At 32.2% G+C, this 12,721-nt stretch carries 15 protein-coding genes; all 15 read right to left on the minus strand.

The window, feature by feature from the left end; all coding sequences use genetic code 11:
• Entirely contained in the window at positions 1-603 is a 603-nt protein-coding gene (locus P6936_RS01100) for an MBL fold metallo-hydrolase (RefSeq protein ID WP_004836011.1), read from the minus strand.
• Entirely contained in the window at positions 603-1,052 is a 450-nt protein-coding gene (dtd, locus tag P6936_RS01105; protein ID WP_004836012.1) for a D-aminoacyl-tRNA deacylase, read from the minus strand. Before dtd ends, P6936_RS01100 begins: the two co-directional genes overlap by 1 nt.
• Positions 1,052-3,232, minus strand: coding sequence for a RelA/SpoT family protein (locus P6936_RS01110; protein ID WP_004836013.1), 2,181 nt, complete (start codon positions 3,230-3,232; stop codon positions 1,052-1,054). Before P6936_RS01110 ends, dtd begins: the two co-directional genes overlap by 1 nt.
• A gap of 4 nt (positions 3,233-3,236) precedes the next feature.
• Positions 3,237-4,967, minus strand: coding sequence for a single-stranded-DNA-specific exonuclease RecJ (gene recJ, locus P6936_RS01115; protein ID WP_276880602.1), 1,731 nt, complete (start codon positions 4,965-4,967; stop codon positions 3,237-3,239).
• A gap of 75 nt (positions 4,968-5,042) precedes the next feature.
• Positions 5,043-5,306: a preprotein translocase subunit YajC gene (locus P6936_RS01120; RefSeq protein WP_004836015.1), complete on the minus strand. Its 264-nt coding sequence runs from the start codon at positions 5,304-5,306 to the stop codon at positions 5,043-5,045.
• A complete protein-coding gene (gene tgt, locus P6936_RS01125) occupies positions 5,306-6,424 on the minus strand; it encodes a tRNA guanosine(34) transglycosylase Tgt (RefSeq protein ID WP_004836016.1) in 1,119 nt (372 codons plus the stop codon). The genes P6936_RS01120 and tgt overlap by 1 nt, the downstream gene beginning before the upstream one ends.
• An 8-nt stretch (positions 6,425-6,432) precedes the next feature.
• Positions 6,433-7,455, minus strand: a complete 1,023-nt coding sequence (queA, locus tag P6936_RS01130) for a tRNA preQ1(34) S-adenosylmethionine ribosyltransferase-isomerase QueA (RefSeq protein WP_004836017.1) — start codon at positions 7,453-7,455, stop codon at positions 6,433-6,435.
• Position 7,456: 1 nt separating this feature from the next.
• The gene (ruvB, locus tag P6936_RS01135) at positions 7,457-8,464 is read right to left on the minus strand and encodes a Holliday junction branch migration DNA helicase RuvB (protein ID WP_004836018.1); all 1,008 of its coding nucleotides are present in this window, start codon (positions 8,462-8,464) and stop codon (positions 7,457-7,459) included.
• An 8-nt stretch (positions 8,465-8,472) separates the two neighbouring features.
• A complete protein-coding gene (gene ruvA, locus P6936_RS01140) occupies positions 8,473-9,060 on the minus strand; it encodes a Holliday junction branch migration protein RuvA (RefSeq protein ID WP_004836019.1) in 588 nt (195 codons plus the stop codon).
• The gene (gene ruvC / locus P6936_RS01145; RefSeq protein WP_004836020.1) at positions 9,060-9,554 is read right to left on the minus strand and encodes a crossover junction endodeoxyribonuclease RuvC; all 495 of its coding nucleotides are present in this window, start codon (positions 9,552-9,554) and stop codon (positions 9,060-9,062) included. The genes ruvA and ruvC overlap by 1 nt, the downstream gene beginning before the upstream one ends.
• A gap of 29 nt (positions 9,555-9,583) precedes the next feature.
• Positions 9,584-10,297 (minus strand): hypothetical protein, encoded by a 714-nt coding sequence (locus P6936_RS01150; protein WP_004836021.1) that lies wholly within the window; start codon positions 10,295-10,297, stop codon positions 9,584-9,586.
• Positions 10,298-10,479: 182 nt separating this feature from the next.
• Positions 10,480-11,223 carry an HAD family hydrolase gene (locus tag P6936_RS01155; RefSeq protein ID WP_040349216.1) on the minus strand — a complete coding sequence of 248 codons (744 nt, stop codon included), beginning with the start codon at positions 11,221-11,223 and terminating at the stop codon, positions 10,480-10,482.
• 1 nt (position 11,224) lies between these two features.
• Complete coding sequence (locus P6936_RS01160; RefSeq protein ID WP_004836023.1) at positions 11,225-11,632, minus strand: hypothetical protein; 408 nt, start codon at positions 11,630-11,632, stop codon at positions 11,225-11,227.
• Positions 11,633-11,642: 10 nt separating this feature from the next.
• Positions 11,643-12,116, minus strand: coding sequence for a metallophosphoesterase (locus P6936_RS01165; protein WP_276880603.1), 474 nt, complete (start codon positions 12,114-12,116; stop codon positions 11,643-11,645).
• Positions 12,113-12,688 (minus strand): RdgB/HAM1 family non-canonical purine NTP pyrophosphatase, encoded by a 576-nt coding sequence (gene rdgB, locus P6936_RS01170; protein WP_060929594.1) that lies wholly within the window; start codon positions 12,686-12,688, stop codon positions 12,113-12,115. Before rdgB ends, P6936_RS01165 begins: the two co-directional genes overlap by 4 nt.
• Positions 12,689-12,721: the final 33 nt, after the last annotated feature.

Raw genomic sequence — 12,721 nt, forward strand, 5'->3', positions numbered from 1 at the left:
CTATACTAAAAACGGATTATTATCTAGTTCAAAAGCTAGACTTGTTTCTTCACCATGGCCAGGATAAATTTTTGTATCCGGTTTAAAGCCAGCTAACTTGTTTTTTATCGAATCAATTATTTGAGGATAACTTCCTCCTGGAAAGTCAGTCCTTCCAATTGAAAGCCTAAATAGGGTATCCCCGGAAAATATTATATCACCAATTTTATAAGACATCGAGTCAAGGGTATGGCCCGGAGTTTTTATTGCCATTATATTATACTCACTAAATATTTCTCCATCTTTTAAATATTTATCAATCGGAACATGCAAGTCAAAAGAATATGCCAAATTATAGTCTTTATCATTCGCTATTTCCTTAGCATCTTCTGATGCATAGACATCCACCTTATAAAGATTTTTAAAATATTCAAGACCTAATACGTGATCAAAATGAGTATGGGTTTGAATTATAAATTTGATATTAATCTTATTTTCCTTAATATACTCTTCTACCCTCTTACTTGGATATGCACAATCGACAAGAAATCCATCATTATCATCATCGCTTACAACATACATATTAGTCATAACAGGACCTTCTACAAATTTTCTAATTTTCATCAAACAATCCTTTCGCTATCCAAAATAATGGTTACAGGTCCATCATTAACTAGGCTAACTTCCATGTGGGTTTGAAAAATTCCAGTCTTTACTTCAAATCCTTCTTCTTTAAGCTGATTTATTAGTATTTCATAATATTTTTCAGCCTTATCTGCCTTGGCAGATTGACTAAATGATGGTCTGTTACCTTTTCTTGCGTCCCCATAGAGGGTGAATTGAGAAACCATTAGTATTTCTCCACCAACATCTTTCAATGAAAGATTCATTTTCCCTTCATTATCTTCAAATATCCTCAACTTAGATATTTTCTTTTTTATATATTCTATATCTTCTTCTTTGTCAGTATCTTTGACTCCTAAAAGTATCATAAAGCCATATCCTATTTCAGATACAAGCTTATTATCAACACTAACACTCGCTTTTTTTACTTTTTGTATTACTGCTCTCATTAATTTTTAACCCTATATACATTGTCAACTGTCTTTAAAGCCTTCAATTTAGTTATCAAGTCTGACAGTTGATCCATATTATTCACTTCAAGTATTAAATCTATAATTCCCTCGTCTTGATCAGTTCTAGCATTTATTGCTAAAATATTTATATTTACAGTAGACATCATCTTTGTAATATCATAAAGAATAGATGGTGCATTTGATGTTAAAATCTGAATCTTAACTGGAAATTTATCTTCTCTAGTATTTTGCCAGTAGACATCAATTAGTCTTTCTGGGGACTTCAAATTGATTATATTAGGGCAAGTCTTGACATGAACAGATATTCCATTTCCCTTTGTTATAAAGCCTATAATAGGATCCCCAGGAACTGGTGTACAACACTTAGCAAGTTTAACCTCGATATTTTCTTCCAAATCGCTTACCCTAATTTCACTAGAGCCACTATTTTTTATTTTCCTATCTGTAAACTCAATTGCTTTTGTTTCATCATTTATCTTTTTCTCATCTGCTTCAAACTTTAATAATTTTTGTGTTATTTGTTCAACGTTTGTTTTGCCGTAACCAACAGATGCATACATCTCATCTTCTGTTGGATAGCCCAAATCATTTGCAATCTTTTTAATCCACTCATCTTTTAGTAAGGATTTATAGGCTTGCCTATTCTTTTTAATTTCCTTAATAACAGAGTTTTTACCTATTTCTATATTTTCTTCTTTATCGTTTCGCTTGAAGAATTGTTTGATTTTATTTTTAGCTTGATTGCTTTTTACAATATTTAGCCAGTCCCTTGATGGGCCATGAGAATTTTTAGATGTTATGATTTCAACCAAATCTCCAGTTTTAAGTTTATATGTTATTGGAACCATCCTGCCATTAACTTTTGCTCCAACACATTTGTTACCGACTTCTGTATGAATCTTGTAGGCAAAATCAATAGAACATGCATCCATAGGTAGGGAATAGACTTCTCCAGCAGGAGAGTAGACATATATTTCTCTAGAGAAAAAGTCGTTTTTGAGTGTTTCCATAAACTCTTGATTATTTTCGTCTTTTCCACCCTCTTGTTGCCATTCGACTATTCTTCTAAGAAAACTCATAGCATCGTCAAAGTCAGATTTTGTATTATTATTTTCTTTGTATCTCCAGTGGGCTGCGACTCCATATTCACATTCTTTGTGCATTTTACGAGTTCTAATTTGAACTTCAAAAGGCCTCGAATCTTCACCAAAAACTGTTGTGTGCAAAGACCTATATCCATTAGGCTTTGGTTGGCCAATATAATCTTTTATCCTATTTGGAATTGGCCTCCACAGTGAATGAACCTTACCTAAGACAGCATAACATTCTGCTATAGTATCTACAATTACCCTTATAGCTGTTAAATCATATATTTCATCAAAGGCTATGCCATTTCTTTCCATTTTTTTGTTTATTGAATACAAGGATTTAGGTCTGCCAGATATTTCAAAATTTATATTTGTACCAGATAAAGACTTACTGAGAGTATCAATTATTTCATTGATATAGGCTTCTCTTTCTCGTCTTTTGACATTAACCATCTCTGCTAATTCATAATATTTTTCTGGCTCTTGGTATCTAAAACACAAGTCCTCAAGTTCCCATTTCAAAGAATAAATCCCTAGTCTATGGGCAAGAGGAACATATATTTCCAAGGTTTCATCGGCTATTTGTATCTGCTTTTTCCTAGTCATATATTCTAGAGTTTTCATATTATGAAGCCTATCAGATAGCTTTATAAGGACGACCCTAACATCATTAGACATCGCCATTACCATTTTTCTAATATTTTCAGCTTGTTTTTCTTCCCTTGAAGTATAATTTAAATTTTTAAGTTTAGTAACGCCATCCACAAGAAAAGTTATCTCTTCTCCGAAAACTTCAGCCATTTGTTCTCTACTTACATCTGTATCTTCTAGTACATCATGCATAAGTCCAGCACATATGGTTTCATCATCGAGTTTCATCTCTGATAATTTTCTAGCAACGGCTATAGGATGAATAAAATAATCTTCACCAGAATTTCTCTTCTGTCCCCTATGATGTAATTCAGCAAAGTCATAGGCCTTTTTTATTAAATTAATATCAGACTTAGGATTATTCTTTAGAATATCTTTTTCAAATAATTTATATTCTTTATTAAAATCAGTTGCCATATTATCACCTTATGTCTATCAATTTAATCTGTAGACTTCTATTTCCTTTATATTCGTTGATATCAGGATAATAAACAATATCAATCTTATTAGCCTTAATTTTTCCATTAAACTTTAAAGATAAATACTCATAATCATCAAGAGCATTGAACTTGATTGCATTAAAATATCTTCCATTTTGAAAAAGGCTTAGCCTCATAGTCTTTTTATCTTTACCAATCATAGCTATATCTGCTATATCTACCCCCTTATTGGCAAAAACCGGTCTTGGATTATCCTTACCAAAGGGCCTGAGTTTTTCTATACTTTCAGCAAATTCAAGTGATAGATTGCTAATCTTAATCTGAGCATCAATATTAATTATTTCCTCTAAATCCTTCTTAGATAAATTAGCATTATCATTTAGAAATTTTCTAAAGTCGTCTAGTAAATCTTTTTCTATGGATAATCCACAAGCCATAGGATGGCCACCAAAGGATTGAAGTTTATCAGCAAATGGAACAATCGACTCATGCATATCGTAACTTTCTATAGACCTAGCTGAGCCTTTCAAGATATTTTCAGTTGAAGAGTCTGTAAATACGATAGTTGGTCTATAATATTTTTCTTTGATCCTACCAGCTACGATTCCACATATACTTTCATCAATCGACGGCTCGTATATTACAAGTACTTGGTCTTTGTCATAAGAATTTTCTTTAACTATCTTATCACACTTATTTAGTCCATCTTCTGTTAAGCTTTTTCTTGTATTGTTAAGATCAACCAGCTCTTTTGCAAGTTCATGAATTTTATCAATATCCTCTTGCATCAGCAAGTCTATTGCAAGCTTTGCTGTAGCTAGCCTTCCTGTCGCATTCATTAAGGGGCCAATAATAAAACCAAGAGTATATTCAGTTACTTCTTTATCCCATCCAGCTTCTTCTAGTAGAGCCTTTAAGGCATACTTTTCGGTACAATTTATTCTCTTTAGTCCTTCAATTACGAATATTCTATTTTCATCTGTAAGAGAGACTATGTCACATACCGTGCCCATTGCTACATATTCAAGAAGAGAGTTTAAGTATTCACTATCACCCTCAAGCCTTTGGTAGAGAGCCTGCATTAGCTTAAAGGCGACCCCGGCTCCACAAAGGTCTTTAAAGGGATAACTACTATCAAGCCTATGGGGATTAATAACACAATCGGCATCTGGTAAAATTTGATTTACCCATCCTTCATTATCTTCCTTCTCGATTTGGTGGTGGTCTGTAACTATTACTTTTATATTGTTTTCTTTGAGCTTTTTAATTTGCTCAAATCCTGTTATTCCATTATCACAAGTTATTACTAGAGAAACCTTATCTGAAATTGCTTTTTCACTCATACCATTTGATATGCCATATCCATCTTCTACCCTATGGGGTATGTCATAACTTATATTATCATAATAAAAAAGCAAGCCATCCAAAAGGGTCATTACTGAAGCAATTCCGTCTTGGTCATAATCACCAAAAATACGAATTTCTCCATTATTTTGGATAGTTTCTATTATTAAATCAACGGACTTTTGCATATCTGGTAAAAGTAGAGGGTCATGGAGTTTATCAAGGCTTGGTTTTATATACATATCAACGACTTTAGGATCTACTATATCCCTATTCGCTAATACTAATGCTTGTAACTTAGTTATGTCCATATTTTTTAAATTATTTATGTAATTTTCTTTCTTATTGTATATATACCAATTAGCCATTTTGCCCCCTACTTATCATATAAACTATACTACATTAATTTATCTTATAAAGAAGAGAGGCTAAAGCCTCCCTAATCACATATCTATTATCGCCCTTACAGAATCTACTTCTATCTTAAGATATGATTGGTTCATATTATTTCCAGTAACTACAAGCAAATAAGGATTATCTATTTCTATAACTTCAGCAATTATACCTGATTTTGTAATAATCTTTGAACCCAGCTTTAGATTCTCCTTGATAAACTTTTTGTTTTTGTCATCTGAAAGCTTATCTTTTATGCTTGTCTTATAATAATATATTAATAAAATTATTAGGATTAAATATTCTAATTTCATTAGTAACCATACTTTTCGTAGAACTCTTTCTTGTAATCTAAGAACTGATCATTCATTATTGCTTCTCTTATGTTTTCACACATCTTTAGTAAGAAATACAAATTATGGTATGAAAGTAGTCTAGCACCCAAAATTTCATTAACATTCATAAGATGTCTAATGTATGCCCTAGAATAATTTCTACATGTATAACAATCACAGTCATGATCTAATGCTGTAAAATCATCCTTATATGGAGCATTTTTTACAACTAATCTCCCCCTTGATGTAAGAGCTGTCCCATTTCTAGCAATTCTTGTTGGAAGTACGCAATCTGCCATATCAATTCCAGCCTGGAAAGATTCGAATAGATAATCTGGTGTTCCAACTCCCATATTGTATCTAGGCTTATCCTCTGGTAGAAGTGGTGTTGTAAAATTTAATATATCTATCATCTCTTCTTTCGTTTCACCAACAGAAAGTCCACCAATAGAATAGCCATCAAAGTCCATAGCTGTAGTTTCTTTTGCTGATATTTCTCTTAGATCCTTAAACATTCCCCCTTGAACAATACCAAACAAGGATTGATCAGGATGGGAGTGGGTTTTGTGATATTCTAACCCCCTCTTTGCCCATCTAAGGGTTCTTTTCATAGAATCTTCGACATAGTCATAAGAGGCCCTAGCATCGACACATTCGTCAAAGCTCATCATTATATCAGAGTGGATGTCATTTTGGATGCTTATAGATTTTTCTGGAGTAAATAAATGCTTGCTTCCATCAATATGAGATCTAAAAGTAACTCCTTCTTCTGTTATTTTTCTATTGTCGGAAAGAGAGAAGACTTGAAAACCACCTGAATCAGTTAATATTGGTCTATCCCAATTCATAAATTTATGAAGACCACCTGCTTTTTTCATTATATCCATTCCAGGTTTTAGGTAGAGGTGATAGGTATTTCCTAAAATAATTTTTGCTCCCATTTCCTTTAAGTCTTCTGGTGTCATGGTCTTTACTGTGCCAAGTGTGCCAACTGGCATAAATATCGGTGTTGGTATGTCCCCATGAGCTGTGTGGATAACCCCTACTCTAGCATTTGAATATTTATCTTTTTTAATTAATTCGTATTTTAAAGCCATATTTCTCCTTAATGAATGAACATGCAATCACCAAAAGAAAAGAATCTATACTCTTCTTTTACTGCATAGTTGTAAGCGTTGAGAATGATTTCTCTTGATGTAAAGGCAGCAACTAACATAATAAGGGTTGATTTTGGTAAATGAAAATTAGTTATTACGGAATCAACAACTTTGTATTCAAAGCCAGGATAGATAAATATGTCCGTCCAACCTGAATCTTCTCTAATCTCACCACATTTCTTAAAGACAGATTCTAGTGTTCTTATGCTGGTTGTTCCTACCGCTATAATTTTATTGCCATTTTTTCTACCTTCATTTATTATAGATGCTGTTTCTTTGCTTAAAGTATAAAACTCTGAGTGCATCTTATGATCGGTTATATCTTCTTCATTTACTGGTCTAAAGGTTCCAAGTCCAACATTTAAAGTCAAGAAGGCAAGTTTTACTCCCTTATCTTCTATTCTTTTTAGTAATTCTTTTGTAAAGTGAAGGCCTGCTGTTGGTGCTGCTACCGAACCGGGATTTTTAGAGTAAACTGTTTGATATTCTTCAGGGTCTTTAAGTTTTTCTTTTATATATGGTGGCAAGGGAACATTGCCGAGCTTATCTAATATTTCATTGAAAATTCCATCATAAGTAAACTCAACTATCCTGTTGCCATCCTCTTTGATGTCTATTACCTTGCAAGATAGTTCTTCTGAAAATATAACTTCAGCTCCTATTTTCATCTTCTTGCCTGGTCTTACAAGAACCTCCCAGACCTTTCCTTCTATGTTGTGGAGCAAGAAAACTTCAATGGATTCTTCCTTGTCTTTTCTATGACCAAAAAGCCTGGCTGGTATAACACGCGTATCATTCATAACTAAAACATCGCCTGGATTTAGATAGTCAATAATATCATAGAAGTATTTATCCTCTATCGCTCCGTTTTTTTTATCTAAAACCATCATTCTTGCCCCATCCCTCTTATCTGATGGATGTTGGGCTATCAATTTTTCTGGTAAATAATAATCAAAATCTTCTGTTTTCATCTTACTCCTCTATTTTTAGACCATAGTGCTCATAGGCTTTCCTAGTCAAAACTCTTCCCCTAGGTGTCCTGCTTATAAAACCTATTTGCAAAAGATATGGTTCGTATACATCTTCTATAGTAACATTCTCAATTCCAGTTGAGGCCGCAATAGTATCAACTCCAACTGGGCCTCCTGCAAAATTATCATACATAGTCATAATTATTTTCTTATCCATAGTGTCAAGGCCCATAGGATCTATTTCAAGTAGTTCAAGGCCTTTTTTACTAGTTTCGTAGTCTATTTGATCGTTTGCCCTTACTATAGCAAAATCCCTGACCCTTTTTAATAGTCTATTAGCTATTCTTGGAGTCCCTCTAGAACGTCTAGCAATTTCTACTGCCCCCTTTTCATCAATAGCTATACCTAAAATTTGGGCAGATCTTTTAACTATAGTAGTCAAATCTTTTGTATCATATAAATTTAAGGCTAAGAGTACCCCGAACCTATCTCTAAGTGGAGCTGATAACATTCCTGCCCTAGTCGTTGCTCCAATAAGGGTAAACCTATCAAGGTCAATTCTAATCGACTGTGCATTGGGTCCCTTGCCTACAATTATATCTAAAACAAAATCTTCCATAGCAGAATATAAGATTTCTTCTACAGACCTATTAATCCTATGAATCTCATCTATGAATAAAACATCACCATCTGACAGGTTGGTTAGGATACTTGCAAGGTCAGATGGCCTTTCTATGGCTGGTCCGCTAGTAACTCTAAGATTAACTCCTAACTCGTTAGCGATAATTGTAGATAGGGTAGTTTTTCCTAAACCAGGTGGCCCTTGCAATAGTACATGATCAAGAGGTTCATTTCTTGAAAGTGAAGATTTGATAAATATATCGAGCTTTTCTTTAACCTTGTCTTGGCCTATATAATCTTTAAGCCACTTAGGTCTTATGCTATTTTCAGATTGAAGGTCTTCTATTTGCTCATTACTTCCTACTATTCTTTTATTTTCATCATACATTTAATCACCTAAATCAACCTTTTAAGGCTCTCTTTAACCAGGCCTTCAAGACTTAAATCTGTATCCTTTAATTCAGATAAAACCCTGTCGACATCATTTTTCTGATATCCAAGATTAAGAAGAGCTTCTTTGGCAACTTCAAAATCTTCATTTAGCATATCATCTTGTTTTATATTCTCTACTGGAACAAAACTCATCTTCTTAACTTTATCTACAAGCTCTAATATTATTCTAGAAGCAGATTTTTTGCCAATCCCCTTAGCTAGGGTTAACTTGTCTATATCATTATTAACAACCGCAGTCTTTATTTCATTTACAGATATGGATGATAGGATTCCCATAGCTGTTTTGGGTCCTATTGTAGAAACTGAAGTTAGCAGACTAAACATCTCCAACTCATCTTTAGTAAAAAATCCAAACAAGGATATGTCATCCTCCCTAACTTGCATAGAAGTATAAATCTTGTATTCGCTATTTATTTCTAGATTGCTGAGGGTAGCTAAAGAAGAATAAATCAAATATCCAATATTATTATTTTCAATTATAAAACTTTCTTCATCAATATTTCTTACATGACCTATAATATATGAAATCATTAATTTAACCTAAATCTTTCTTTAAATCTTTGGCTTAAAGCATGGCATAAGGCTACAGATAAAGCATCTGCTGCATCATCTGGCTTGGGCATTTCTTTAAGATTTAGAAGCCTAGTAACCGTTAATTGCATCTGACTTTTACTTGCCCTTCCATAACCAGTGATAGCCTGCTTGATCTGTAAGGGTGTATATTCATAAATTGGGAGCATGTTTTGTTGAGCACAAAGCACCTGAACTCCCCTAGCATGACCAACTGTTATAGCCGTTTTTACGTTAGAATTGAAGAATAACTCTTCAATAGCAAACTCATCAGGTTTGAACTCCTTTATTATCTGATGCAAGTTATCATACAAAAGTTCCAATCTCCTTCCTGTTTTTGTTTTAGAGGAAGTAGTTACAACACCATTTTCTAATACTTTAACCTTGTTTTCTTTAAATTCAATTATCCCATAGCCCATTATTGCTATTCCAGGATCTATCCCTAATATAATCATAATCTCCAAAATAAAAAGGGCTCTAAGCCCTATTGATATCTTTTAAACACCTCTCTAATCAAACCTCTAAAATAATACTCCGCATATGTATCTACTATAGACTTATAAAGATAAGTAAGGGTTTTTTCATACATTTTCTTTGATTGTTGACTGGTTATATCTTCAGTATAAATTGAATCAGTATCAAAACTTAATTGTTTATGAGTTGTTGTATCAATATTATAAATTTTCTTCATCAACATCTTGTCAGCATAAACCCTGATATCTTTGTTTAGTTCCTTAACCAAAGACCTATCTTCGTATATTTTGTTTTTAAAATTCTTAGATATTTCAATGATTTTAGGATCAAATCTATTGTAGTTGAAATTTGTGCTTTCTATAAGATAGTCAACTCCAAGTTGGTCTAGAATCACATATTCTAGCTGGTCAACCATTTTCTTTTCCCTAAAGGCCCTATATTGAGCTTTAATAGATATTATATATTCATACCTATAAATAGCTGAAGAAATCAATCTATCTAGAGAGTCTATAACTTGATCAATATCTCTCAAATTCCAAAAATATTTTTTTAAATTTTTTAAAACATAGTCTTTAACATAGTAATTATTTTTAGAAAAATAGATGAAATTTTTATCATGCAATAAAGACATAAGGGTGTTCAATGAGTATATATCTTCATTTACTAAATAATTATATTCAAGTTTTTCAATTATAGGATATTGTTCACTTAAATTTGCCTTCATTACATTCTTACCTCTTATACTATTTTACCATAAAATAATCTTCAATAATCAATTATTTTTTGAAGTCGGAAGAAAAATAGCTAAACAAAAGAAATAATATTCAAGAAAAAATTATTTTTGAATATTTATCTTTAAATTTAGCTATTATAAATTTTACAATAAAATATTATACAAGAAAATTTTTAAAACTTTTTAAAATCAACTTGCATGTCACTTAATTTGAAATTATAATTAACATCTTTTCTCTCGATATTAATTGTCGCTTTTTGTCTTAATTCAGGATCAGAGAAAAGTTTCTCTATGAGTTCAAAGCTTGGATTAATAGCATGGGGATTACCAACCATTTCAAACATAGTTATGTCTCCATTAGTATCACCATAAGCAAAAGAATTATCTAAATCTATCTTATATTTCTCGTCTAATTCTCTAATCGCCGTAAGCTTACTCTTGCCATCCCACATAGGTATTACTTTACCCGTAAATTTATCATTTTCATCAAAAACATAATCAGTAGATATAGATTCTGTAGCCCCATAGAATTTTGCAAAATTATCAACAAGAAAGTTAGGTGATCCAGAAATAAAGAATATAAGATCACCATTTTCAATGTGCATCTCTACAGCTTTTCTCGTAATCATATAAACTTTATTTTTATTTTCCTCAATAACTAAATTGGAATAATCATCTATTAACTTACGATCTAATCCTATCATACTCTTTTGGTAAACTAGAGCTGCCTTATCTAGATAGTCTTCATAGGCTCCAAGTCTATTTTGGTATTTATAATAAATTGGACCTATTTCATTTGTCCATATATCCTTAGATAGGATTCCATCTTCACATAGTTTTAAGAAATGCTCTATTAATAATGAATTTCTAAAAAGTGTACCGTCTATATCGAAAAAAGCCGCCCTTTTTTTATTCATCCTAAACTTCCTTATCGTTAACTTTGTTGGCTTTTCTTTTTTTTGCTGATCTTTCTGAATTCCTAGCATTAGCTCTAGCCACAGAATTATTCAAAAACTCTGTTTTAGCTCTAATATCTTCTACTAATTCTATCATATAGCAAGTTATAATTCCTACTAGTGAAGCTGCTCCTAAAAATATTGCTATCCACGCAATATTTAGGCCTGATTTGCTTGTAAAAGTAGAAATAGAGATAATAGCAAGAATTATTGAAATTATACCTGTAATTATAGAAGGAATAAATTTAACTATTCTTTTCTTATTTATTAAATATATTATTACTGAAATAGCTCCCATTATAAAAGAAACTATAGGCAAAATTGCCAAGCTTGATGAATATTGGGATACTAGATTGATTAAGCCAGTCATTAGTCCTCCACTAGTTTACTTCTACCCTTTTAACCTTGATATCTTCACCTATCTCTAAAATTACAAAACCATATAAACCATCCCTAGCTAGAGATGGAGATCCAGGATTTAATAAGAGAATTCCATTTCTATATTCATTTACAAACCTATGTATATGACCAAATATTACTATATCACAAGATGAGTCTTTTGCCTTTTCTAATATATTTTCGTAGGTGAAATCGACATCATACCTGTGACCATGGCTAAGAAAAATCTTTTTATCCTCTATATCAATAATTTTATCATATTCATCATTGACAAAGTAATCGTTGTTTCCCTTAACCGCATAGTAATCTATGCCAGTCTCGTAATTTATTTTTTTTGCATCTTCCAGGCAATCTCCAGCATGTATCAATAACTCTATATCATTGTGAAGTAATATATAATCACTTATAGCATCATACATGCCATGAGTATCGCTTGTTACAAGTATTTTTTTCATAAATTAAGAAACTCTTTGAATTTTTGCATAGCTCTTGCCCTATGTGAGATTTGATTTTTTTCTTCGGTAGTCATCTGAGCAAGACTTAGGTCAGTATCAGTAGGTATAAATATCTTATCGTAACCAAATTCCCCACTGCCTTTTTCAATTTCGCTAATGCTTCCCTCCAGGATGCCTTCAAAATAACTATCGTGACCATTTTCATCTATATAGGCAATAACAGTTTTAAAACATGCACTTCTATCATCTTTATCTTTTAATTCTCTTAAAAGTTTATCCCTATTATCTTGGTATGAACAGTTTTCTCCAGCGTACCTATGTGAATAAACACCCGGTCTATTATCAAGAGCTTTGACAAATAATCCAGTATCATCGGAGAATACCGGCTTTCCGGTCAATTTGTACAAAGCGTAGGCTTTCTTATAGGCATTATCTTTTAGAGTTTCTCCATCTTCTACAACTTCAAAATTAGTAATACCAATATCTTGCGGCATTTTTATATCTTCGCTAGATAATAGTTTTTTCACCTCTATTAATTTATCTTTATTGCCACTTGCAAATAATAGTTCCATAAAATCTCCTCTTAAAATTTTAACAGAAATATA

The organism is Anaerococcus tetradius (assembly GCF_947087635.1).
Classification (GTDB): Bacteria; Bacillota; Clostridia; order Tissierellales; family Peptoniphilaceae; genus Anaerococcus; species Anaerococcus tetradius.